The organism is Solidesulfovibrio carbinolicus (assembly GCF_004135975.1).
Lineage (GTDB): Bacteria > Desulfobacterota > Desulfovibrionia > Desulfovibrionales > Desulfovibrionaceae > Solidesulfovibrio > Solidesulfovibrio carbinolicus.
The window spans coordinates 1,020,860-1,044,057 of sequence record NZ_CP026538.1; the positions used below are offsets into that span (position 1 = coordinate 1,020,860).

18 protein-coding genes are annotated in these 23,198 nt (G+C 68.3%); 16 read left to right on the forward strand and 2 right to left on the reverse strand.

Annotated features, from left to right (window positions below; genetic code table 11):
* Positions 1 to 121 precede the first annotated feature (121 nt).
* The 7 genes from C3Y92_RS04550 to C3Y92_RS04580 all read left to right on the forward strand — a co-directional run bounded on the left by C3Y92_RS04550 (position 122) and on the right by C3Y92_RS04580 (position 10,828).
* Complete coding sequence (locus C3Y92_RS04550; RefSeq protein ID WP_129349903.1) at positions 122 to 1,255, forward strand: FkbM family methyltransferase; 1,134 nt, start codon at positions 122 to 124, stop codon at positions 1,253 to 1,255.
* 47 nt (positions 1,256 to 1,302) lie between these two features.
* Positions 1,303 to 2,745, forward strand: coding sequence for a dihydrolipoyl dehydrogenase family protein (locus C3Y92_RS04555; protein ID WP_129349905.1), 1,443 nt, complete (start codon positions 1,303 to 1,305; stop codon positions 2,743 to 2,745).
* A gap of 9 nt (positions 2,746 to 2,754) precedes the next feature.
* The gene (locus C3Y92_RS04560; protein WP_129349907.1) at positions 2,755 to 4,026 is read left to right on the forward strand and encodes a glycosyltransferase family 4 protein; all 1,272 of its coding nucleotides are present in this window, start codon (positions 2,755 to 2,757) and stop codon (positions 4,024 to 4,026) included.
* A complete protein-coding gene (locus C3Y92_RS04565) occupies positions 4,023 to 5,138 on the forward strand; it encodes a glycosyltransferase family 4 protein (RefSeq protein WP_129349909.1) in 1,116 nt (371 codons plus the stop codon). Before C3Y92_RS04560 ends, C3Y92_RS04565 begins: the two co-directional genes overlap by 4 nt.
* Before the next feature lie 254 nt (positions 5,139 to 5,392).
* The gene (locus C3Y92_RS04570) at positions 5,393 to 9,016 is read left to right on the forward strand and encodes a PAS domain-containing protein (protein WP_129349911.1); all 3,624 of its coding nucleotides are present in this window, start codon (positions 5,393 to 5,395) and stop codon (positions 9,014 to 9,016) included.
* Between the two features lie 37 nt (positions 9,017 to 9,053).
* Positions 9,054 to 9,656: a histidine phosphatase family protein gene (locus tag C3Y92_RS04575; protein WP_129349913.1), complete on the forward strand. Its 603-nt coding sequence runs from the start codon at positions 9,054 to 9,056 to the stop codon at positions 9,654 to 9,656.
* Positions 9,653 to 10,828 (forward strand): glycosyltransferase family protein, encoded by a 1,176-nt coding sequence (locus C3Y92_RS04580; RefSeq protein ID WP_129349915.1) that lies wholly within the window; start codon positions 9,653 to 9,655, stop codon positions 10,826 to 10,828. Before C3Y92_RS04575 ends, C3Y92_RS04580 begins: the two co-directional genes overlap by 4 nt.
* A 38-nt stretch (positions 10,829 to 10,866) precedes the next feature.
* Here C3Y92_RS04580 and C3Y92_RS04585 read toward each other — a convergent pair whose 3' ends face one another.
* Positions 10,867 to 11,502 carry an FkbM family methyltransferase gene (locus C3Y92_RS04585; RefSeq protein ID WP_129349917.1) on the reverse strand — a complete coding sequence of 212 codons (636 nt, stop codon included), beginning with the start codon at positions 11,500 to 11,502 and terminating at the stop codon, positions 10,867 to 10,869.
* A complete protein-coding gene (locus tag C3Y92_RS21655; protein WP_129349919.1) occupies positions 11,499 to 13,040 on the reverse strand; it encodes an ATP-binding response regulator in 1,542 nt (513 codons plus the stop codon). The genes C3Y92_RS04585 and C3Y92_RS21655 overlap by 4 nt, the downstream gene beginning before the upstream one ends.
* Positions 13,041 to 13,304: 264 nt before the next feature.
* On the opposite strand from C3Y92_RS21655, the gene C3Y92_RS04595 reads away from it, so the two are divergent.
* The 9 genes from C3Y92_RS04595 (at position 13,305) to C3Y92_RS04635 (ending at position 23,197) form a co-directional block, all read left to right on the forward strand.
* Positions 13,305 to 14,519: an ammonium transporter gene (locus tag C3Y92_RS04595; RefSeq protein WP_015862125.1), complete on the forward strand. Its 1,215-nt coding sequence runs from the start codon at positions 13,305 to 13,307 to the stop codon at positions 14,517 to 14,519.
* A gap of 23 nt (positions 14,520 to 14,542) precedes the next feature.
* Complete coding sequence (locus C3Y92_RS04600; protein WP_129349920.1) at positions 14,543 to 14,881, forward strand: P-II family nitrogen regulator; 339 nt, start codon at positions 14,543 to 14,545, stop codon at positions 14,879 to 14,881.
* A gap of 97 nt (positions 14,882 to 14,978) precedes the next feature.
* Positions 14,979 to 17,633 (forward strand): [protein-PII] uridylyltransferase family protein, encoded by a 2,655-nt coding sequence (locus C3Y92_RS04605; protein WP_129349922.1) that lies wholly within the window; start codon positions 14,979 to 14,981, stop codon positions 17,631 to 17,633.
* A gap of 139 nt (positions 17,634 to 17,772) precedes the next feature.
* Positions 17,773 to 18,423: a peroxiredoxin gene (locus tag C3Y92_RS04610; protein ID WP_015862122.1), complete on the forward strand. Its 651-nt coding sequence runs from the start codon at positions 17,773 to 17,775 to the stop codon at positions 18,421 to 18,423.
* Positions 18,420 to 18,674 (forward strand): hypothetical protein, encoded by a 255-nt coding sequence (locus tag C3Y92_RS04615; RefSeq protein WP_006921326.1) that lies wholly within the window; start codon positions 18,420 to 18,422, stop codon positions 18,672 to 18,674. Before C3Y92_RS04610 ends, C3Y92_RS04615 begins: the two co-directional genes overlap by 4 nt.
* Positions 18,675 to 18,847: 173 nt before the next feature.
* A complete protein-coding gene (locus C3Y92_RS04620; RefSeq protein WP_129349924.1) occupies positions 18,848 to 19,450 on the forward strand; it encodes a YkgJ family cysteine cluster protein in 603 nt (200 codons plus the stop codon).
* On the forward strand, positions 19,447 to 21,855 hold the full coding sequence (locus C3Y92_RS04625) for a penicillin-binding protein 1A (protein ID WP_129349926.1): 2,409 nt from the start codon (positions 19,447 to 19,449) through the stop codon (positions 21,853 to 21,855). The genes C3Y92_RS04620 and C3Y92_RS04625 overlap by 4 nt, the downstream gene beginning before the upstream one ends.
* 389 nt (positions 21,856 to 22,244) lie before the next feature.
* Complete coding sequence (locus tag C3Y92_RS04630) at positions 22,245 to 22,685, forward strand: hypothetical protein (protein ID WP_129349927.1); 441 nt, start codon at positions 22,245 to 22,247, stop codon at positions 22,683 to 22,685.
* 2 nt (positions 22,686 to 22,687) lie between these two features.
* The gene (locus C3Y92_RS04635) at positions 22,688 to 23,197 is read left to right on the forward strand and encodes a hypothetical protein (RefSeq protein WP_129349929.1); all 510 of its coding nucleotides are present in this window, start codon (positions 22,688 to 22,690) and stop codon (positions 23,195 to 23,197) included.
* Position 23,198: the final 1 nt, after the last annotated feature.

A 23,198-nucleotide genomic window follows, 5' to 3' on the forward strand; every position in this document is an offset into this window, starting at 1 on the left:
GGGGCGGCTGCGGGAACGCCGGGAAGCCGGGCCGCTTGGCGGGTTTGCCTTGGGCCTGGGGTTGTGGCAACCCAGGGAAGGCCCGGACGCTGCCGTGTCCGCTTTGGCCGCGAGGATTGGGATGACGCTCAAAAAAATGCTCAGGCAAGCGCCGCTCCTGCGGCCCCTTGGTTATCCGGTCTGGTCGCGCGGCGTTGTGGTGGTCTGCTTCGCCAAGGATCTCGCGGCGGTTGCGGCCATGCTTGGAGACGAGTTTTATACGAGCTGTCGCGCCTTCTTCATCGTGGACCAGGGCAGCCGCTCGCCTCGGGAAATCGCCGGACCGGCCGGCCCGTCGGGCGCGCGTCTGCCCGTGCGCAAGCTCTTCGGGGACCCGCTGCCCCTTGACGCCGACATCGCCCTGGCCCTGCCGTCTTACGGCTGGAACAAGCTCGCGGCCGGGGCCTGCGCCCTCAAGACCCTGGGATTTGACGCCTTCCACGTGCTTATGCCCATGCGCCGCGACGAATGGGTTTCGCCGTACTGGCCGGATTATTATGAAACCAACAGGCAGGCGCTGGAGCGGGCTTATGCCCTGCTTGACGATGAGGAGAGCCGCCAGGTGTTCGCCGCCCGGGTGCGCGCCGTGGCGACGGGCAACATCGGCTACTACCGGCTGTGCGGCTACAACGAATATTATCACCCGCAAGTGCAACCCCGCCCTGGAGACGTCGTCATCGACGGCGGCATCTCGGCCGACATCCACTCCCAGCGCGCTTTTTGTCAAAGCATCGGGGACAAGGGCCGCCTCTACGGCTTCGAGCCCGACCCGGCCGGTTTCGCCGCCGCCTCAGGCCAGATCGCGGGCCAGGACGGTTGCCGCAATTTCCAGCTCGTGCCCCTTGGCCTGTGGAACGAGAAAACCGCGCTCCCGTTTGCCTCGGGCGGCGACGACTCCCGCGTGGTGGCGGACGGGGGGCAGGGCAATACGGTCTGCGAGATGACCACCATGGACGCTTTTGTGGCGGAAAACGCCCTGGAGCGGGTGGGTTTTATCAAGTTGGACGTTGAGGGGGCCGAGATGCGGGCCCTGGAAGGGGCTGTCGCGACCCTGGCCCGCAGCCGCCCCCGGTTGGCGATTTCCGTCTACCATCGGCCTGAGGATCTTTTTGTCATCCCGTTGTTCCTCAAGGATATCCTGCCTGACAGCTGTTTTTACCTGGGGCACCACACGGCCTGCGCCTTGGAAACGGTGCTCTACGTCCTGCCGCGGTGACGTTGTCGTGGGGGGCGGCCGGCGGGGCACATGCCAAGGAGGCAGACATGCGACATCAGGGACATTACGATCTGGCCGTCATCGGCGGCGGCGCGGCCGGGCTGACCGTGGCTGCCGGGGCCGGGCGGCTGGGCGTGAAAACGCTGCTCATCGAGGCCGAGCCGGCCCTTGGCGGCGACTGCCTGCACTTTGGCTGCGTGCCGAGCAAGACGCTCATCGAAACCGCCCGGGCGCGCCATCTGGCCGCCCGGGCCGAGGCTTTCGGCCTGCCGGCCATGGCCCTCCCTCCGGTGGATTTCGCCGCCGTTCGCCGGCGCGTCGAGACGGTGATCGCCGGCATCCAGGAGCACGACTCCGTGGCCCGGTTCACGGGCCTGGGCGTAGAAGTCCGCTTCGGCCAGGCCCGGTTTCGCGACGCCAACAGCCTGGAGGTGGACGGCGAGACGGTCACGGCCGACCGCATCGTCATCGCCGCCGGATCGCGGGCCGCCGTGCCGGACATCCCGGGGCTGGCCGAGGCGGGCTACCTCACCAACCGTGAACTCTTTTCGCTGCCAAACCTCCCGGAATCCCTGGTTATCCTCGGCGGCGGGGCCATCGCGGCCGAGATGGGGCAGGTATTCGCCCGCCTGGGCAGCCGGGTGACCATCATCCAGCGAAGCGGCCGGCTGCTGTCCAAGGAAGACCCGGACTTGGCCCGGGTGGTCGAGGCCGGGCTTGTCGCCGACGGCGTGCGACTTCTTTTAGGGGCCAAGGTCGTCCGCGTGGCCGGGCCGGACCCGGCCGGACTGCGCCTGGTCACGGTGGAGCAGGGGGGCGCGCGGGAGACCGTCGCCGCCCAGGCTCTCCTCGTGGCCCAGGGTCGAAGGCCCAACACCGACGCCCTGGGCCTTGACGCCGTGGGCATTGCCCATACAAAAAAAGGCCTTGTGCTGGACGGGCGGCTGCGCACCAACCTGCCCCACGTGTTCGGGGCCGGGGACGTGACCGGCGAGCACCAGTTTACCCATGCCGCCGGCTACGAGGGCGGCGTGGTCCTGGCCGGGGCGGTGTTCCGGCTGCCCAGGCAGGTCGCCTACGGCTTCATGCCGCGCTGCGTCCACAGCGACCCGGGGCTGGCCGCCGCCGGGTTGACCGAGGCCCAGGCCCAGGCCGCCGGCATCGCCCATACGGTGGTGGCCGAGCCCTACGCCGGCAACGACCGGGCCAGGGCGGCCGGGACCCCGGAAGGGCTGGTCAAGCTCGTGCTCGGCAAGCGGGGCCGGCTCCTGGGCGTGGGCATCGCCGGGGCCGGAGCCGGGGAGCAGTTGGCCTTGTGGCTGGCGGCCAAGGCCGGCAAGGTCGGGCTGTCCACCCTGGCCGGCACGGTGCTGCCCTATCCGACCCTGGCCGAGACCGGCAAACGGGCTGCCGGCCGGCCCCTTGAGGCGAAACTTTTTTCCGGATTGACCCGGCGCGTGCTGCGGTTGGTGTTCGGCTATCGGGGGTAAGGAGCGACGATGACGGCAAAGCCGGTGCTGGTGATGGTGCTCAAGGGGTATCCGCGGATCTCCGAGACGTTTATTTCCAATGAGATCGAGCTGCTGGAGCGCCAGGGCTTTAGCGTGCGCATCGTGTCCATGCGACAGCCGCGCGAGAACTTCAGCCACGCCTCCGTGGCGCGCATCCAGGCCGAGGTGGTCTATCTGCCCGAGGCCATGCTGCCGGCCCTGGGGCGGCTTTTGGCCGCCAACCTCCGCACGGCCGCCTCCCGGCCGGCTGGCTATCTCAAAGCCGCCGGCCTCATGCTGCGCCACTTTTTCGAAGCTCCCAAGTCGGCCACGGTCAAGCATCTGCTCCAGGCCGGACTGCTCTGCGACGAGGCCCTGCACCCGGGCGAAGCGCCCCATCTCCACGCCCATTTCGCCCATTCGCCGACGTCCGTGGCCATGTACGCCGGGCTTATGGCCGACGCGCCCGTGAGCTTCACCGGCCACGCCAAGGACGTCTGGACCCAGCGCCCCGAGCGTCTGGCCGAAAAGATCGGCCGGGCCGCCTTTGTCGTCACCTGCACCCAGGCCAACGCGGCGTATCTTAAAAAACTCTCGCCTAACGGCACGCCCATTTTTCCGGTCTACCACGGCATCGATCTGACCCTTTTTGACGGCGCGGCCGCCCGGCCGGCCGCCGGCCCGCCCTGGCGGTTTCTGACCGTGGCCCGGCTCACCGCCAAAAAAGGTCTGGACACCGTGCTGGACGCCCTGAGCCTGTTGGCCCGGGAGGGCCTCGATTTCACCTACGACCTCGTGGGCGCGGGCGAGGAGGCCACGGCGTTGGCCGAACAAGCGGCGCGCCTGGGGCTGGCCGACCGGGTGCGCTTCCACGGCGCCATGCCCCACGAACACGTCGTCGATCTTTATCGGGTCGCCCATGCCTTTCTCATCGGCTGCCGGGTGCTGCCAAACGGCGACCGCGACGGCGTGCCCAACGTCCTGGTCGAGGCCATGGCCATGGGCCTGCCCGTGGCAGCCACCAACGTCTCGGCCTTGCCGGAGCTGGCGATACATGGCGAAACGGCGCTGACGTGCGATCCCAACGACCCGGCCGCCCTGGCCGCCAACCTGCGCCGGCTGCTGGCCGACCCGGCCCTGGCCGGCAGGCTGGCCGCCGCCGCCCGGGAGCTGGTCGGCCGGGAATTCGACAACGTCGCCAACATCCGCCGGCTGGCCGCCGTGTTCGCGGCCCATGCCGGCGATCCGCCGGGGCGTTTCGCCCGGGACGCCGCCTTGTGAACGTCGCCTTTTACGCGCCGTTTAAGCCGCTCGACCATCCCGATCCGTCCGGGGACCGCACCATCGGCCGGGAGCTGGCCGCCGCTCTCACGGACCAGGGCATAACGCTCACCGTGGCCAGCCGCTTCCGGGCGCGCTGGCTGTCGTGCCGCCCCAGGCTCTGGATCGAGGCCCTTTTCGCCCGCCGGGCCGCCCTGGAGGCGGCCTCCCGGGCCAAGGCCCGGCTTTTTCTCACCTACCACGCCTATTACAAGTCCCCCGACGTCATCGGCCCCTACGTGGCCCGGGAACTCGGCATCCCCTACGTGGTGTTTCAGGGCGTGTATTCCACCAAACAACGCCGCCACCTCAAGACGCGCCTGGGCTACGAACTCAACCGTCGGTCGCTTTTGGCCGCTGATCTGGTCGTGTCCAACCGCCGGCTGGACGTGGAGAATTTGCAGCGCCTGTTGCCCCGGCAGCGCCTGGGCTACGTGCGGCCCGGCATCGCCCCCGAAGCCTTTGCCTTTGACCCCGAGGCCCGGCGGGAGCTGCGCCGCCAGTGGGGCGTGGGGACCCGGCCGGTCATCATCACAGCGGCCATGTTCCGCGACGACGTCAAGACCGAGAGCCTGACTTTTCTTTTTGAGCGCCTGGGCGAACTGCACCGGGCCGGGCGCGATTTCGCGTTGGTGGCGGCCGGCGACGGCCCGACCCGGGAGCGCCTGAACGCGCTGGCGACGAAAGAACTGCCCGGACGGGCCATCTTCCTGGGGCAAGTTCCTCGGGAGCGGCTTGGCGCGGTCTACAGCGCCGGGGACGTGTTCGCCTTTCCGGGCCTGCGGGAGTCGCTGGGTATGGTCTACCTGGAAGCCCAGGCGGCCGGGCTGCCGGTGGTGGCCCTGGCCGATGGCGGCGTTGCCGAGGTGGTGGCCGACGGCGAGACGGGCATCCTTACGCCTCCGGCCGATCCGGCCGCCTATACCCGGGCCGTGGACGCCCTGCTGGGCGACCGGCAGCGCCGGTTGGCCATGGGCGAGGCGGCCCGGGCCTACGTGCGCGCCTCGCATGACCGGGCCAGGAATTACGGCGTGTTGGCCGGCGTGTTGCGCCGGCTGGCCGGGCAGGGCTGAAAAAGGCGCTGGCCCAACAGGGCGGTTTTGTGGTAGAAAATAGCACTTTTTGCAGTGATCCGAAGGCGCGAGCCCGGTTTTGGGGCTCTGGGCGGCATTGGTCGCCAAAGACTGTCGAGGTTGTCGTGAACGGCCGATAGCCCAGGGGCAAGCCCTGTGGCTGTGGGTGGCGTTTGGTGCGGGCTTGGCAGGAGGATAACGTCAGTCAGCCTTCCGCTCGCGCGGCGTGGCGGCGAGCGGGCGATGGAGCCGTGATGGCCAAATTGCACGAGACGCCGCTGCGCGATCTGCCGCCCGCCGCGCCCATAACGCTGGGGCTGTGGACCACCGCCGCCCAGGCCGCCCGCACCCTGCTCGGGGCCGGAGCCGGCGAAGCGCTTGTTCTCGACGGCGGCCGTCCCCTGGGCGTCGTCACCACGCGCGGGCTGTCCAAAGTGCTGACCCACAACATTGTCCAGGCCGCCCATCTGGCCGTGCGCGATGTCATGGACCCGGTGGCCGTGTCGCCGGAAAGCGACTATCTGCCCGGGGCCTTGCGCCATTTGCTGGCCGCGCCGTCGCGTCGGCTGGCCGTGGTGGACGCCGCCGGCCGGGCCGTGGGCATGCTCGCCCCCTTTCATGTGGCCCGTCTGGCCGTGGCCCTGGACGAGTTGGCCGAGCGCACCGTGGCCAGCGCCATGACCCGTACCGTGGTCACGGCCCGGGCTGGCGAGCCCCTGCCCCTGGTGCTGGCCCGTATGTCCCGCCTTGGCGTCGGCGGCGTCGTGGTGGCCAGGGACGACGTGCCTTGCGGCGTGTTTACCGCCCGCGACGCTGTGCGGCTTTTGGCCGGCGGCGCGGACATCCGCGACATGGCGGTGGATACGGCCATGAGCGCGCCGGTGGCCGTCGTGGCCCCGCAACTGCCCCTGGCCGAAGGGCTGGCCGGCATGGACGGGGCCGGGGCCGGGCGGCTGGTGGTCGCCGATCCGGACGGGTTTCTTATCGGCCTTTTGACCTGGACCGACGTGGCCGCCGTGCTGTCGGGCATTGTGGGCGACGCCGAGACGGCCCGGCTGCGCGATCAGGCCGACCGGTACCGCGACCTGTACGACAACGCCGGCCAAGGCCTTTTCCGCCTTGATCCTCAAGGCCGGCCCGTGGCCGTCAACGCCGCCCTGTCCCGGATGCTCGGCTACCGCGACGTGGCCGACTGCCTGCGCCAGTCGCGCCAGCCCGCCCATCCCCTGCGCCTGGACGGACCAAGCCGGCGTGAGCTTCTGCCCCGCGCCCTGTCTCAGGCCGACCCCGTAACTTTCGAGGCGAGAGGACTGCGCCGGGAGGGCGGCTATCGCCGGCTGGCCTGTTCCGTGCGGGCCGTGCGTGACGCCTTCGGCCAGCCCACCGGCTTCGAGGGCGCTTGCACCGATGTTTCCCAGACCGTTTCCTTGGGCGGGGTAGCCGACGCCGCCGGCTACCGGTCTCTCATTGAACATCAGACCGAACTCATCTGCCGCTTCGATCCCGCCGGACGGCTCATTTTCGTCAACGCCGCCTATGCCCGCTACTGGGGCAAGACCCCCGAAGCCTGTCTGGCCGAGAATTACCAGCCCGCCCTGCACCCCGACGACGCGGCCATGGTGGCCCGGCGCGTGGCCTCGCTGTGTCCCCACCGGCCCACCACCGGCTACGAGGTGCGGGTGCTGCGCCCCGACGGCCGCGCCCGCTATCAGCGCTGGACCCGGCGGGCCATCTTCGACGCCGCCGGCGAACTGGTCGAATACCAGGCCGTGGGCCGCGACGTCACGGCCCGCACGCTGGCCGAGCAGGCCCTCAAGCGCCGGGCCGAGGAACTGCACGTCCTGGCCGGGGAAAAAAGCGCCGAGGCCGACGAGCTGGCCGACCGGCTCGGCGCGGCCCTGGCCGATGGCCGGCGGCTGGCCGAGGCCCTGCGCGAAAAGACCTTTTTCCTTGATGCCGTGCTTGCCGGCGTCCAGGACGGCGTGTGCCTGCTGTCGCCGGAAATGGAAGTCCTGGCCGCCAACCGGTCGCTTCGCGGCATGTACGCCTCGCGCGGCGAGATCGTCGGCCAGCGCTGCCACGAGGTCTACCACGGCCTGTCCGCCCCCTGCCAGGACTGCCCGTCCCTGCGGGCCATGGCCACCCGCAAGCTGGCCATCAGCGTGGTGCCCAAGGACGATCCGGGCGATTCCGCCGGCTGGGTGGAGCTTTTTTGCTATCCTATGCTCGACGCCGCCGGTTCCGTGACCGCCGTGGTGGAGATCGTGCGCGACGTTACGGCCGGCAAGAAACTTGAAGCCGAATTGGCCGCCGCCCTGGAGCGGGCCGAAGCGGCCAGCCAGGCCAAGGGCGCGTTTCTGGCCAATATGAGCCACGAGATCCGCACGCCCTTAAACGCCGTCCTGGGCTACGTCCAACTCATGCTGCGCGACCGCCTGGAGCCGGCCCAGCGCCAGCGTCTGGCCGTGGTCGAAGAGTCCGCCGCCACGCTACTCTCCATCATCAACGACATCCTCGACTATTCCAAGATCGAGGCCGGGCGGCTGGAAATCAAGGCCGAATCCTTCGATCTGGCCCAATGTCTGGCCGCCGTGGTCAAGGAGCAGGAAGTCTTGGCCCGGGAAAAGGGACTGGCCCTGGACCTGAAACTCGATCCGGGGCTGCCTGGGAGCGTGCGCGGCGACGGCTTGCGCCTGCGCCAGATCCTGCGCAACCTCGTCAACAACGCCGTCAAATACACCGAGCACGGCAGCGTGACCCTGCGCGCCTCGCTGCTTGATCGTTCGCCGTGCCCAACCGGAGGCGGCGAGCTCGTCACCCTGCGCTTTGCCGTCATCGACACCGGTGTGGGCATCCCGGCCGACCAGCTCCCCGCCATCTTCGACAGCTTCACTCAGGTGGACGGCGGCCTGACCAAACGCCAGGCCGGCACGGGCCTGGGCCTGGCCATCTGCCGCCGGCTGGCCGGACTCATGAGCGGCGAGGTGTTCGTGGACAGCGTCGCCGGCAAGGGCAGCGTGTTCTGGCTCGAATGCCCCTTTGAGGCCGCCGCCGGCCTAGGCGGCCTGACCCGGCGGGACGACGACGCGTCGTCGCGTCGGGAGCCGCCGCCGAGCCTGCGGGTGCTGCTGGTGGAGGACAACCGGGTCAACCGCGTCTTTGCCTCCGATCTTTTGGAAAGTCGCGGCCATGAGGTCATTTTGGCGGAAAACGGCCGGGTGGCCCTGGAATACCTCGTCACCCACGCCGTGGACGTGGTGCTCATGGACATCCAGATGCCGGTCATGGACGGTCTGGCCGCCACCCGGGCCATCCGGGCCGGCCATTTGGACATCGACCCGGGCCTGCCCGTGGTCGGGCTTTCGGCCTATGCCATGGATCAGGAGCGCGAGCGTTTCCTGGCCGCCGGTTTCGACGACTACATCACCAAGCCCATCGACGTGGAAACGTTTTTCGCCGTGGTGGCCCGGGTGTTGGCCCGTCGCGGCCGTACCCCGGCGGCAGCGCGGGAGGCGGGCAGGGAAACGGCCTCCTCGCCCATCGACACGAAGGCCCTGGCCGCCCAGTACCGGGGCAAGGCCGGGTTGCTCACCCGGGTGGGGCGCGAGTTCGTGGCCTCGGTGCCGGAGCAGTTGGAGTCCCTGCGCGAAGCCATGGACCAGGGCGATCTGGCCGTATGCGAGCGCGTGGCCCATACGCTCAAGGGCAACGCGGCCATGTTCGGGGCGGCGGCCATGCGCGGCCTGGCCGCCGAGGCCGAACAGGCGGCGGCGGCCGGCAATACGGCCCGGCTGGCCGAGCTGGCCCCGACCCTGGATCAGGCCTGCCGGGAGGCGGTGGGCGGCCTGGACGACTATCTGTGCCGCATCGGAAACTGACGGCTCGCCGCAACGGGCCGACCAAAGGACAAACGCCATGTCGCGCTGCGTGTTTTATCTCCTGCGCCACGCCCCGACCCTGTGGAATCTGGACAAGCGCATCCAGGGCCAGTGGGACAGCGAACTGGCCCCGGTCGCCACGGCCCAGTGCGAGGCCCTGGCCCCACAGCTGGCCGGGCTGACCCTGGCCCGCATCCTGTGCAGCGACCTCGGCCGGGCCAAATCCACCGCCGGCATCTTAAATCGCAGCCTGCGCCTGCCCGTGACCCTGGAAAAACGCCTGCGCGAACAGCACTACGGCGACTGGACCGGCAAGCATTGGCGCGACATCCCGCCCGAAGCCATCGCCGCCGCCGAGGCCGCCGGGTGGGATTTTCACCCCACCGGCGGCGAGTCCCGCGCCGACGTGCGCCAGCGGGCTGAACACGCGCTCATTGACGCGGCCAAGGCCAACGGTGGTCGCAACGTGCTGGTGGTCACCCACCAGGGCGTGATCAAAGCCGTGCTCTACCATCTCCTGGGTCGGGCCTACCTGCCCAGCGAACCGCCGGCCTTTGATCCGAACCGGGTCCAGGAGGTGGTCTGCCAGGGCGGGCAACTCACCCTGGGCCGCCTGGACCTGGAGCTGCCCCAGCCGTGAGGATCGCCGTCTACTGCCAGCATGTGCTGGGCATGGGGCATCTGTTTCGCACGCTGGAAATCGTCGCCGCCCTGGACGGCCACGAGCGACTGCTCGTCGTGGGCGGCCCGGACGTGCCGGCGGCCGTGCCCGGCGGCGTGCGTCTCCTGCGCTTGCCGCCCCTGGCCATGGACGCCGATTTTCGCGCCCTGACCCTGGAAGGCCCGGCCCTGGAGGCGGCCAAGGCGACTCGCCAGGCCCGGCTGCTGGACGCCCTGGCCGATTTCGCGCCCGACGTCTTTTTCGTCGAACTCTATCCCTTTGGCCGCAAGGCCTTCGAGTTCGAGCTGCTGCCGGCCATCCGCGCCGTGCGGGAGCGGGGCGGCAAGGTCGTGTGCGGCGTGCGCGACATCCTGGTCGAAAAAAAGGACCAGGCCGCTTACGAGACCCGGGTGCTGGACCGGCTCAATCGCCACTTCGACGCCGTGTGCGTCCATGGCGACCCGGCCCTTTTTCCCCTGTCCGCCACCTTCTCCCGAGCGGGCGACATCGCCTTGCCCGTGGCCCACGCCGGCTACGTGGCCCCGCCTCGGGCCACGCCGAAAGAGGCCGCCTCCGCCCGAGCCGCCCTGGGCGTGGCCGAGGGCAAGCCCCTCGTCGTCGTCTCGGCCGGCGGCGGCAAGGTCGGCTCGGAGCTGCCCGCCGCCGTGCTTGCCGCCTGCCGGGAGCACGGCCAGCTGGCCCAGGCGGCCCTTCGCGTGTTTTCCGGCCCCTTTTGCGACGAGGACGCCTTCGCCGCCCTGGTCCGGGCCGCGGCCGACCTGCCCGACGCCCGGGTCGTCCGCTTCACCCCGGATTTCCCGGCCGTGCTGGCCGGGTGCGACCTGTCCGTGAGCCTGGCCGGCTACAACACCGTCATGGGATTGCTCGCCGCCCACTGCCGAGCCCTGGTCATGCCCTTTGACCAGAACCGCGAACAGCGCCTGCGCGCCGAGCGCCTGGCCGGCTTGGGGCTGCTCGGCCTCATCGAACCGTCGCAGCTCTCTGCCTCCCTCCTGGCCCCCCGCCTGGCCGCCGCGCTGACCGCCTCGTCGCCCCCCCCCGGACGCATCGACCTCGACGGTGCGGCCAAGGCGGCGAAATTTTTGGTGAAGATAGAAGGGGGAGGATGCCTCCGGCGGCCGGGGGCCTGAGGCCCCCGGACCCCCCGAATGGAGAAAGGGGAGAGGCGTCAGGGGCGCAGGAAGACGGCGTCGCCCGAGGCGATGCGGCCGGCCGGGTCGCGGTGGAAATCGTAGACCCCGTCGAGAACAAGGCCGAAACCCTGCAAATAGGCTTCAAGCTCGTCCAAAAGCGCCTGCCCGTCGTAGAGCGGATAAAGCGCCGCCTCGGCCACCACTGTCGTGACGCCGCCCAATAGCCCCGACGCTCCCCGCAAGGCCGGCAATTCGTAGCCCTGCAAATCCAGCTTGATGACGTCGGCCCGGCCAAGCACCGCGTCCAGCCGCGCCACCGGCGCCTCCACCACTGCCGTCTGCGTCAGTTCCTGGTCCGCGTACTTTTCGTGAATGCCCGTGGGCGCGAACAGCGAGGAGAGCGTGGGGCGCGACATCACCGTCAAGGGCAAGACCGCCGCCGCCTCGCCCAGGGCCACGGCATGGACCGTCAGGCGCGGCTCGTCGGCGAACCGCTTGGCCAGCTTGCGGGCAAGCGCCGGTTGGGGCTCGAAGGCCTCCACCCGGCAGCCGGGCAGGGCGGCCAGAAACCGCGCCGCCACCCGCCCCTTGTTGGCCCCGCCGTCCACCACCACCGGCTTGTCCGGCAGGGTCAGCCCGGCCAGTCGGCCGAAAAAGGCTTCCACGCTCATGCCCGACCCGGCCTTGCCGGCGCGCCAAGCCCGGGCGCGTCGTCATCGTCGTCGGCCGCAGCCAGGGCGTCGTCGAGATCGTCAGGGTCCGGCCCGTCGGGTTCCTCGGCTAGGGGATCAATGGGCAGCTGCAAGGTGAAGCCGGCCTCGGGGGCGTGCTGGCCAAAGGTCAGGGAGCCGCCCATGTTTTTGACGATTCTGTAGGCCAGGGGCAGACCCAGGCGTTCGTCACCTTCCTCGAAGGGCAAAAACAGCACCTCGGGATCGATCACCGGGCGCGAAGGCCGGAAGGTCACGTCCAGGTGGGCGTAGCGGGCGTGGCGCGAGGTGGCCAACAGGACGGTCTGGCCGGCCGGGCTGCGGCTGACGGCAAAGCGGGTCAGGCTCGTCACCACCTGGGTGAGCAGATCCGGGTCCAGGCGCAGATCGGGCAGCCCGCCGGCCAGGTCCGCCGCCGCCACGACCCCCCGGGCGGCGAACTCCGGGGCCAGGAAGTCCAGGGCGGCCGCGGCGATGGCCCGCAGCGAGCACAGGCGCGGCCGCAGATCCACGGGATGCAGGTAATTGCGAATCTTGTCGAGAATGTCTTCCAGCCGCCTTGCCTCGGACAGGATGATGCCGGCTTCCCGGGAGTCCGGCAGCCGGGCTTGCAGGCGGTGGGCGAAGCCGGCGATGGAAAACAGGGGATTGCGGATTTCATGGGCGACCTCGGCCGATATCGCCCCGAGCGTCTTGAGTTTTTCTTCCTGGACCACGAACCGCTCCAGCTCCACCCGGTCGGTGATGTCCACCACGATGCCCTCGATCTGGCGGTTCTGGCCGCCGGCTTCTTCACGGGCCGAGGGGATGGCCCGCAGCAGGGCGTGGATGGTTGCGCCGTTTTTGTGCAAAAACCGGCATTCCTCGGTGTGGGGTGGCCTGCCCGGGCCAAGGCTCTCGCCCAGCCAGGCCGTGACCCGGTCCCGGTCCTCGGGATGAAGCCGGGCCGGGAAAAAGCCCGGCGCGGCCATGGCCTCGGCCCGGGAAAATCCGAGCAGGGGCCGGCAGAACTTGTTGATAAACGTCAGTTCCAGGTTTTCGTCCAGGACAAAGACCAAAAGCGGCAGGCTCTGGACCAGGGTGAAATAGCGGTTTTCGGCCTGTTTGACGGCCCGGGCCAGCTCCCGGCGTTCCAGGGCCGCGTCCAGGGCGTGGGCCAGCAGATCGAAGCTGACGATGGGTTTTTGCAGATAGTCGGCCGCGCCCAGGCGAAAGGCGCGGATGACGCCGTCGATGCCGTCCTGGCCGGAGATGACGATGACCGGCGGCGCGTCGTGTTCCCGGGACAGGGCTTCCAGGACGCCGAAGCCGTCGCGTCGGGGCAGGCGCAGATCCAGCAGCACGGCGTCGGGCCCGATGTCCGCGATGCGGCGCAAGGCTTCGTCTCCGTCGCCGGCCTCGGTGACGGCGTAGCCGGAGATTTCGAGCCAGGCGCACACCGGGCGGCGCACGTTCTCGTCGTCTTCCACCACCAGGATTTTGGCGATTTTGTCGGACATGGCAGGCCTCCCCGGAATTTCGGGCTGGCCCAAGCCTAGCGCTTTTTCAGGAAAGCCGCCAGTCGGCAGGCTTTTGTTACGGGTTTGCAACGGGGTGGATTTTAGTGTTGCAAAAATGTCAACACTGAGCTAGTCAGGAGTTGTCGATGCGGCGGAAAGCGGCCTGCTTGGCCTTGGAGAGGGCCGCGCGGGGCCGTTTGAGGCAACGGACGCGACGACGACGGCAAAGGAATCTTCGACAAAAACGTCATCAGAGGGGGAACCATGAACGCGGCAGATACCGCTTTCGTGCTCATTTCGGCGGCCCTGGTCATGCTTATGACTCCGGGTCTGGCGCTTTTTTACGGCGGCATGGTCCGTACCAAGAACATCCTTGGCACGCTCATGCATTCCAACATTCTGCTTGGCACCGTTTCCGTGCTGTGGGCCATCGTGGGCTACAGCCTGGCCTTTGGCGGCGACATCGGCGGCGTCATCGGCAATCTCGACTTCATGTTCCTTAACGGCGTCGGCACGGCGGCCAAGGAAGGCGTGGACAACATCCCGCACCTGGCCTTCATGATCTTCCAGTGCATGTTCGCCGTCATCACCCCGGCGCTGATCACCGGCGCGTTTGCCGAGCGCATCAAATTCTCCGGCTTCCTGCTCTTCACCACCCTGTGGCTGCTGGTCGTCTACTGTCCCATGGCCCACTGGGTCTGGGGCGGCGGCTGGATGGCCAAGATGGGCGCTCTCGACTTCGCCGGCGGCGCGGTCGTCCACATGAGCTCCGGCGCGTCCGCCCTGGCCGCCGTCCTCTACCTGGGACGCCGCCACGGCTACGGCAAGCAGTCGTTTATTCCGCATAACCTGCCCCTGACCATCCTTGGCGCGGGCATCCTCTGGTTCGGCTGGTTCGGCTTCAACGCCGGCAGCGCTCTGGCCGCCAACGGCCTGGCCGCCTCGGCCTTCGTCACCACCCACCTGGCCGCCGCCGCCGCCGCCTTTAGCTGGATCATCGTGGAGTGGTGGCATCGCGGCAAGCCCACCACCCTGGGCATGGCCTCCGGCGCGGTCGCCGGTCTGGTCGCCATCACCCCGGCCGCCGGCTACGTCGAACCCATGCCGGCCATCCTCATGGGGCTTATTGCCGGCGGGCTGTGCTACGGCGGCGTGCTCATCAAGAGTGTGTTCAAGTACGACGACTCCCTGGACGTGGTGGGCATCCACGGCCTGGGCGGCACCTTCGGCGCCCTGGCCACCGGCCTGTTCGCCACCAAGGCCGTCAACGAACTCGGCAACGACGGCCTGTTCTACGGCAACCCCGAACAGCTCTGGATCCAGTTCGTGTCCGTGGTCGCCACCTGGGTGTTCTGCTTCGTCATGACCTTGATCCTCTTTAAAATCGTGGACGTGATGGTTGGTATTCGGGTAAGCCAGGACGACGAGATCAAGGGTCTCGACGTCAGCCAGCACAGCGAAGTCGGCTACCAGCTCTAGCCAAGGATAAGGAGCGCGCCATCATGAAAAAGATCGAAGTCATCACCCGTCCCTATAAGCTCGACGAAATCAAGGAAAAGCTGACCGGCCTTGGCATCAAGGGCATGACCGTGTCGGAAGTGAAGGGCTTCGGCCGCCAGCGCGGCCACACCGAAGTCTACCGCGGCGCCGAGTATCAGGTCGATTTCGTGCCCAAGGTCAAGATGGAGCTGGTGGTCGAGGACGGCCTGGCCGCCGAGGTCATCAAAGCCATCCAGGCCGCGGCCCAAACCGGCGAAGTCGGCGACGGCAAGATCTTCGTCTCCACCATCGACGAGGTCATCCGCATCCGCACCGGCGAGACCGGCAACGCCGCCATCTAGGCAGTTTGCTGGCAACCCTTCGGGGAAAAAGACAAAATAGCCGACCGGGAAGGGGGAACGCCTCCTTCCCGGTCGTTTTATTGATGGGGAGCCTGCCATGCCGCCCGCACCCGACGCGTCGGTCAGCGCCGCCATGTTCGACGAAGGCAAGGGCCTTTTGGCCGACGCCCTGGCCGCCGGCCAGTTGGACGTGGCCTACGTCGCCGCCCTGTCCGACGTCTACGACCGCTATTTTCGCCAGCGACTGACCGAGTGGGGCGAAACCCACGTTTCCCGGGCCGACGGTTTCGCCCTGGCCGCCGTGGGCGGCTACGGCCGGCGCGAGTTGTGCCCGGCCTCGGACATCGACGTGTTGCTGCTGTTTCCGTCCGAGCCGCCGGACTGGGCATCGGAGCTGGCCCGGTTCCTCTTTTTCCCGCTGTGGGACCGGGGCGTGGAACTCGGCCACGGGGTGCGCGCCGTGCCCGGCTGCCTGGAGCTGGCCGGCTGCGACCCCAAGGTGCTGGCGTCGCTTATTGATCTGCGCTTTCTGGCCGGGGAGGCCGCCGTTGTCGGGGACTTGGCGGACCGCCTGGAGGCCGACGGCTTTCCGGCCCATGCCGCCGGCTTCGTCGAGTGGCTGGAGAAGGGCAACAAGGAGCGCGGTCGGACCTACGGCGACGCCGGCGGCATGCTCGAACCCGATCTGAAAAACGGCCTGGGCGGTTTGCGCGACTGGCAGCAGGTCCGCTGGCTCATGCGCCTGGACCCGGGCCGAGAGGCCGACGCCCGCCACCTGGCCGACGATCTGGCCGCCCTGGAAGACGACGCCCGGTTCGTCCTGACCGCCCGGATGCACCTGCACCGCCTGTGTGGCCGCAAAAACGACAAGCTCTATTTCGAATTCCAGGAGCGCCTGGCCGAGGCCATGGGCTTTGGCCGCCGGGGCGAGCGTCAGGCCGTGGAGCGCTTCCTGGCGCTGCTGCTGCGTCGCATGGCCGACATCAAGGCTCTGCGCCAGTCGGTCTGGCCGCTTCTGGCCGGCCATCTGGGGGCCTTGGATCTGGCCGCTCCGGCCAGGCCCGTGGGCGACGGCCTCCAGGACGCCCCCGAGGGACTGCGTTTCGCCCCGGGATTGACCGATTTCCAGACCATGGAGCGGGCCATGCCGCTTTTTGCCGTGTGCGCTGCCCTGGGCAAGGCCCCGTCCCACGAAACCATGGGCCGGCTGCGCGGCCTGGCCGCCGAACTTGGCCGGCTGGCCGAGGTTTCGCCCCGCACCGGCCGGATGCTCTATGACAGCTTAAGCGACATCATGCCGGCCGACGTTTCCGGCGCGGCCCTGGACGCGCTGAGCGCCAGCGGCGTGCTGGAGGCCATTTTGCCCCAGTTCGCCCGGGTCAAGGACAACGTCTCCTACGACGTCTACCACGTCCACCCCGTGGGCCGGCACAGCCTGGAGGCCGTGCGCCTTTTGGCCGAGCTGCGCGTCGGGCCGGCCTGCCGGGCCCAGGAACTGCTGGCCGGCCTGCCCCGGCCGGAGCTGGCCTACTGGGGCCTGCTCCTGCACGACATGGGCAAGGGCCTGGGCGGGGCACACGCCGAAAAGGGGGCGCAATTGGCCGAGGACATGCTTGCGCGACTGTCCGCCCCGCCCGAGGCCCGGCACCTGATCGCCGCCCTGGTGCGCGAACATCTGCTTTTGCCCGAAACCGCCACCGGCCGCGACCTGTCCGACCGCGACGTGCTGGCCCGGGCGGCCGGCCGGGTGGCCACGGTGGAAACCCTGGACATGCTCGTGCTCATTGCCCGCTGCGACGGTCTGGCCACCGGCCCCCAGGCCTGGACCGGCTGGAAGGAGTCCCTGGTCTTTGACCTCTACGCCAAGCTGCGCGCCGCCATCGAACAGGGGCGGCTGTTTGGGGCCGACGACGCCCGGATCATGCTGGCCGCCCGGGACAGCCTGCGCGAGGCGGCCCGGGACCGCTTCACCCCCGAGGCCCTGGAGGCCCTGCTTCTGGCCATGCCGCCGCGCTATCTCGTCAGCCAGCCCGTGGAGACGATCCTTGGCCATCTGGACCTTTTGGCCGAGCTCGACGCCGCCGAGGCCGAGGACCGGCGCATGAAGCCCGGTGACCGGGCCGGCCGCGACGTGGCCGCTCTGACCTACGCGGCCCTGCCCGGCGGCGACGGCTTCACGGTCACCGTGGCCGCCCGGCGGGTGCGCGGGCTTTTTCCCACCGTCACCGGCGTGCTGGCCCTGCACGATCTGTCCATCCACGAGGCCGACGTGTTTCGCTGGGAAGACGGCGTGGTCATCCTGTCGCTGCGCACCGGCAATCCGCCCGACGTCCTCTACAGTGACGAAGTGTTCGCCCGGGTGTCCCGGGCCGTGCGCTACGCCCTGTGCGGCAAGCTGTTCCTGGCCTACCGTCTGGCCCAGAAGCGCGGCGGGTTTGCCCTGTCCCTGGCCGTGGCCGGCCCCAAGTCGCCGCCCGAGGTGGCCATCGACAACAAGGCTTCCGATCTCTTTACGGTCATCGACGTGTCCTGCGACGACCGGGTGGGGCTTTTGTACGACATCGCCCGCACCCTGGCCGAGATGGGTCTGGAAACCCATCTGGCCAAGGTCATGACCCCGGCCGGGCGGGTGCGCGACGTCTTTTACGTGCGCGGTCCGGCCGGTCGGCGGGTGGAGGACCCGGAGCAGCTGGCCGAGATCAAGGCGGCCTTGCTGCACCGTCTGGCCGACGACCCGTGCACCCTGCGCTAAAGGCTGCTTGGGGCAGATATCGGGCCGCATTCGTGGGGGTTGGCCCGGCGTCCGGCCTTGACGCGGCGCGTTGAAGCGGCGATAGAGGGGTTGTGAGAGCCTGCCTGCGGCACGTTGCCGCAGGTCGAAAGGAGCCTGCATGACCGATCACGCTTCCGTATGCGTTCCGCGCATCGGCGAAACGGCCCCGGACTTCGAGGCCGAAACCACCCACGGCATCCTGCGCCTGGAAGACTTTCGGGGAAGCTGGCTGGTGTTCTTTTCGCATCCGGCGGATTTCACGCCCGTGTGCGCCTCGGAGCTCATGGCTTTTGCCGGCGTGCGCGCCACGCTTCGCGACATGGGCTGCGAACTGCTCGGTTTGTCGGTGGATTCCATTTTCTCCCACATCGCCTGGGTGCGATCCCTTGAGGAGAAGTTCGGCGCGGCCATCGATTTCCCCTTGGTCGCCGACACCACCGGCGAAGTGGCCCGGCGTTACGGCATGACCATGCCGGCCGAGTCGCCCACCGAACCGGCCCGTGTGGTCTATGTCATCGACGACCGGCAGTGCGTCCGGGCGTACATGGCCTATCCCATGACCACCGGACGCAACGTCGCCGAGATCGTTCGCCTTGTGGCGGCCCTGCAGGCCACCGACGCCCACGGCGTGGCCACGCCCGCCGGTTGGAAACCCGGGGACGGGGTGCTGGCTCCCCCGCCGCGAACCCAGGCCATGGCTCAGGAGAGGGCCAAGGCCGCCGGTCCGAACTGCCCGGATTGGTATTTTTGCAAGAGAGAGTTGTCATGATTTCCGACATGTACGACGCTGCTGAAGACACGCCCCAGGTCAAGCCCGACGGAACGCTCACCCAGTCCGCCAAGGACATCCTGCGGGTGTGCGAGCCGCCGGCCACGATGGAGGACATCAGCCGGGCCCTGGTGCGCCATTTTTCCCAGGTTTTGCCCATGGTGCGCGATCTCGTGAACCTGGGCCTCCTGGAAGACCAAAACGGCCGGCTGGCCGTCACGGACTACGGCCGCGAAAAGCTCGGCCGCTGATCCGGCTCCCGGTCCGCGCGCCCGGCGTCGGCAACTGCCGGACGCCGGGCGGCGAACCGGGAGCCAGCCCCGGGCTTGGCCCTTTACGGTCGCCCCGGGCGGCATTATGGTCTTTCCGGGAGCCGGACGGCCGGGGACGTTGTCCCGGTCAGGCGGCGGCCCGGGAGGTCGCCGTGTCTGCTGATTCCGCCTTGCTCCCCGACGCTTCGGCGTCGGACGCGCCTGTCTGCGCCCGGTGCGCCGCAGCCGGCCCGACCTGCTGTTCGCTGACCCCGGGCCAGGAGGAAGTGTGTTTCCCGGTGTCCGAGATGGAGCGTGCCCGCATTGTCGAGGCTGACGGCCTGGCCGTGGGCGGCTTTGTCCACCAGGCCAATACCGAGGCCTTTTTGGCCCAGATGGGGCGGCTTTTTCCCCGCGACCTCAAGATACTTCCCCGGCTTTTCCCCCCCGGCGGCGACCATCTGCGCCTGGCCGTTGACCCGAAGGGCAATTGCGTGTTCTTGCGGGCCGATGGATGCCGCTTGCCAAGGGATGCGCGTCCGTATTATTGCCGCTTGTTTCCGTTTTGGCTCAGCGGCGGGACCGTCACGGCCTTTGCCGCGACGGGCTGTCTGGTCCACCGTGAAGGGCGGGCCGTGTCCCGGATGCTGGCGCTGCTTGCCTACGGCGAGGCCGGCGTGCGCGAACTGCACGGCCGCCTGCGTCTGGCCTGGGGGCTGCCGCCCAAGGAAGGCATGCCCTTCGTCACTCCCTCCCCTGCGAGATACCGTCCGTGAAAAAGTTCCTCATTCTTCTGGCGATCCTGGTGTTCGTGGGCCTGGTCTTCGGCATTGCCGGCGGCGTGGGCCTCTACTACTGGGCGTCCAACGACCTGCCGAGCTTTCGCAAGATCACCGACTACCGCCCGCCGCTGGTCACCACCATCTACACCCGCGACAACAAGGTGCTTGGCTACCTCTATTCCGAGAAGCGCTTTCTGGTGACGCTTTCCGAGATGCCGGATTTCCTGCCCAAGGCTTTTCTGGCCGCCGAGGACGCCACCTTCTACCAGCACGAAGGCGTCGATCCCACGGCCATCCTGCGGGCCATGGTCAAAAACCTCCAGCAGGGCGGCCGCAAGCAGGGCGGCTCCACCATCACCCAGCAGATCATCAAGCGCCTGCTTTTGTCCTCGGAAAAAAGCTACCAGCGCAAGGTCAAGGAAGCCATCCTGGCCTACCGCCTGGAAAAATACCTGACCAAAGACGAAATTCTCACCATCTATTTGAATCAGATCTACCTGGGCTCCCGGGCGTATGGCGTGGAAGCGGCGGCCCGGACCTATTTCGGCGTCCACGTGGCCGACCTGACCATCGCCCAGGCCGCGCTCCTGGCCGGCCTGCCCCAGGCCCCCAGCCGCTATTCCCCCTTTCGCGACTTCGAGTCGGCCAAGGCCCGCCAGAAATACGTCCTTGGCCGGATGCTCGCCCAGAACTGGATCAGCCAGGCCCAGCACGACGCCGCCGTGGCCGAGCCGCTGGTGTTTAAAAGCATGCCCGACCCGTCCTGGGAGGTGGCCCCGTTTTACCTCGAAGAGGTGCGGCGGGAACTCATCGACCGCTTCGGCGAGGATCAGGTCTACAACGGCGGCCTGCATGTCCATACCGCCGTGGACCTCAAGCACCAGGAAGCGGCCGAGCGGGCCCTGCGCGAGGGCCTTGTCGCCTCGGAAAAGCGGCGCGGCTTTAAGCCCAGCCTGGAAAAGCTCGACAAGGACAAATACGAGGAATTCTACGAACGCTCGGGCGTGCCCGAAGCCCTGCTGCAACCGGGCCGCTGGCTCAAGGCCCTGGTGCAGGACGTGGGGCCGGCTGGCGCGGTGGTGCGCTTTGGGGACAAGTACGGCCTCATCCCCGCCGAGGACATGAGCTGGGCCAAGGGCAAGGTGGAGCCGGGCGATCTGGTCTGGGCCTCGGTCACGGCCCTGCCCGACAAGGGCGGCCCGGACAAGCCCGCCCCGGCCGCCAAGCCGGCCCCGGCCAAGCCCGGCGAGGCCAAGCCGACCGAGGCCGCCGCCAAAAAGCCCAAGCCCGGCGAAACCCCGCCCCCGGCCGCGCCGGCCAAGGCCGCCCGCCCCATGTGGAAGCTGGCCATGCAGCTGGAGCCGCGCATCGAGGGAGCCATCGTGTCCATGGAGCCGCGCACCGGCGATGTCGTGGCTTGCGTGGGCGGCTTTTCCTTCGAAAAAAGCCAGTTCAACCGGGCCACCCAGTCCTTCCGCCAGCCCGGCTCGTCGTTTAAGCCCATTGTCTATTCCGTGGCCATGGACAACGGCATGACCCCGGCCACCGTGGTCATGGACGGCCCGTTTAGCTACGTCGATCCCTGGAGCAAGCAGGTCTGGAGCCCGGGCAACTACGAAGGCGATTACGGCGGCCCCATGACCATCCGCGCGGCCCTGGCCAAATCCAAAAACCTCGTCACCGTGCGGGTGGCCCAGCAGGTGGGCATGAAAAAGATCGTGGAGCGCGCCCAGGAAATGGGGCTTCGCGGCGATTTCGGCCCGTTTTTGCCGGTGAGCCTGGGGGCCGTGGCCGTCAACCTCCTGGACATGGTCAAGGCTTACTCGGCCTTCGCCCGGGACGGCTCCACCATCAACCCGCGCTTTATCCTCGACGTCAAAAGCCCCTGGGGCGAGGAAGTCTGGGTCAACAAGCCCGAGGTCAAGCAGGTCATGTCGCCCCAGACCGCCTACGTCATGGACTGCCTGCTCAAGGAAGTCGTGCGGGCCGGCACGGCCACGGCGGCCAAGGTCCTGGGCCGCCCCCTGGCCGGCAAGACCGGAACCACCAACGATTTCCAGGACGCCTGGTTCATGGGCTTCTCGCCTTACCTGCTCACCGGCTGCTACATCGGCTTCGACCAGCCCAAATCCATGGGCAAGGGCGAAACCGGCGGCCGGGCCTCCCTGCCCATCTGGCTCTCCTACCGCAAGGCCGTGGAAGACGACTACCCGCCCGAAGACTTCTCGCGTCCGCCCGGGGTCATCATGGGCACCGTGGACGGCGTGCCCATGGCCTTCAAGGAAGGCACCGAAAAGGGCGTGGCCAGCATCATGGACGAGGAACAGGAAAAAGCCTTCTTCACCGACCCCAACGCGCCGCTCGGCAAGGGCGAGGATCTGCTGAAACAGATGTTTTAGGGGAGAGAAGAAGAGAAAGAGGCCTCCGGCGGCTGGGGGCCTGAGGCCCCCAGACCACCCGATTGAAGAAAAGGGTAAAGGGGAGGGCCGCGGGGGCCGGGCCTTGGCTGGGAGGCGTGTGAAAGAGCCGGTCAACCTGGAAATTCGGGCGGTTAGCGTTGGTTGGCTTGGGCAAGTAACGTGCTTAAATTATTGTTCATTAATGCTTGAAAAAATGAAGCTGCCTTGACGCGGCACGGGCTTTGGACTAGCTGTGAGGTTTGGGCGTTCGCCGTGCCTCCCTTGCCGGAGGCCGCCAGGCCGCCAGCCATCGTCCGGACGCCGCGCGTCCGGTAAACCGCGCCCGCGCCGTCGGGTCCCAAGCCGGCCGCCGACGCCGGCAAGCCAGTATGCCGCAAAGTCTTTTCTCCGAACTCTCGCTCATCTACGTCTCGTTCTCCGTGCTCGCCCTCTATGCCCCGGCCGTGCTCGGCGCTTTGGCCCTGGCCTTTTTTCTCTACCGCCGCCACAGCCGGCTGGAGCGTCGCCAGCAAAAACACGCCCGCTTGCGCCGCGACATCGCCCAGCGCGGCCAGGCCCGGCGCAAGCGCCTGCTGCTGGCCAGCCAGCGCGGCAACATCCGCGAACTCGCCCGCCTCGTCCACGGACAGCTCAAAACCCGCCAGCGCGAACTGACCCCCTATCAGGCCCAGCGCGCCTCGGCCTTTATCGAGCGGGCCGTGGTCACCGTGGACTTCGACCGCCTCTACGCCCTGCACGTTATTTTTGACAGCAACGACGCCAAACAGGTTTCCCCGGCCGTGGAAACCTTTTTCGAGCATACGAGGTAACCATGCCCCTGCCGGAAAACATCGCCCGGTTCGTCGCCCGGCTGATCAACACCATGAAGACCGAGTCCGCCGACTGGCAGATGGCCCATCAGGCCGATCTGGACAAGCTGCGCGAGGAAAAGCTCGTGGCCGAGCAGGAGCTGAAGCAGCGCCTGGAACTCATGGAGATCCGCTTCAAGGAGGAGTGCAAAAGGGCCAGGCTCGAAGAACAGCGGCAAACCGAGAACTTCACGGAATTTCTGGCCAGCATCGACGACATGAAGGCCAACATGCTCGAATACTACGGCGCCATGCCCAAGCCCATGGCGCTGATGATCCACCACCACGCCGCCGAGCTCTTGAAAGACGCCTGGCACAATCCCGACGCCCGGGAACGCCTGCGCAACCAGTCGCGCTTCACGAACCTCATGCTGGCCGTCACCGAAGATCTGACCGACCTTTCCCGCGACGGCGCCCAGCCCAAGGCCCTGCCCGAAAAAACCATCGCCTTCATGCAAAACAAGATCGAATAGC

Excerpts from the sequence above, each read along its gene's own strand:
- C3Y92_RS04550 (WP_129349903.1), top strand. The coding sequence starts at position 122 with ATGACGCTCAAAAAAATGCTCAGGCAAGCGCCGCTCCTGCGGCCCCTT.
- C3Y92_RS04555 (WP_129349905.1), top strand. The coding sequence starts at position 1,303 with ATGCGACATCAGGGACATTACGATCTGGCCGTCATCGGCGGCGGCGCG.
- C3Y92_RS04560 (WP_129349907.1), top strand. The coding sequence starts at position 2,755 with ATGACGGCAAAGCCGGTGCTGGTGATGGTGCTCAAGGGGTATCCGCGG.
- C3Y92_RS04570 (WP_129349911.1), top strand. The coding sequence starts at position 5,393 with ATGGCCAAATTGCACGAGACGCCGCTGCGCGATCTGCCGCCCGCCGCG.
- C3Y92_RS04575 (WP_129349913.1), top strand. The coding sequence starts at position 9,054 with ATGTCGCGCTGCGTGTTTTATCTCCTGCGCCACGCCCCGACCCTGTGG.
- C3Y92_RS04585 (WP_129349917.1), bottom strand. The coding sequence starts at position 11,502 with ATGAGCGTGGAAGCCTTTTTCGGCCGACTGGCCGGGCTGACCCTGCCG.
- C3Y92_RS21655 (WP_129349919.1), bottom strand. The coding sequence starts at position 13,040 with ATGTCCGACAAAATCGCCAAAATCCTGGTGGTGGAAGACGACGAGAAC.
- C3Y92_RS04595 (WP_015862125.1), top strand. The coding sequence starts at position 13,305 with ATGAACGCGGCAGATACCGCTTTCGTGCTCATTTCGGCGGCCCTGGTC.
- C3Y92_RS04600 (WP_129349920.1), top strand. The coding sequence starts at position 14,543 with ATGAAAAAGATCGAAGTCATCACCCGTCCCTATAAGCTCGACGAAATC.
- C3Y92_RS04605 (WP_129349922.1), top strand. The coding sequence starts at position 14,979 with ATGCCGCCCGCACCCGACGCGTCGGTCAGCGCCGCCATGTTCGACGAA.
- C3Y92_RS04610 (WP_015862122.1), top strand. The coding sequence starts at position 17,773 with ATGACCGATCACGCTTCCGTATGCGTTCCGCGCATCGGCGAAACGGCC.
- C3Y92_RS04615 (WP_006921326.1), top strand. The coding sequence starts at position 18,420 with ATGATTTCCGACATGTACGACGCTGCTGAAGACACGCCCCAGGTCAAG.
- C3Y92_RS04630 (WP_129349927.1), top strand. The coding sequence starts at position 22,245 with ATGCCGCAAAGTCTTTTCTCCGAACTCTCGCTCATCTACGTCTCGTTC.
- C3Y92_RS04635 (WP_129349929.1), top strand. The coding sequence starts at position 22,688 with ATGCCCCTGCCGGAAAACATCGCCCGGTTCGTCGCCCGGCTGATCAAC.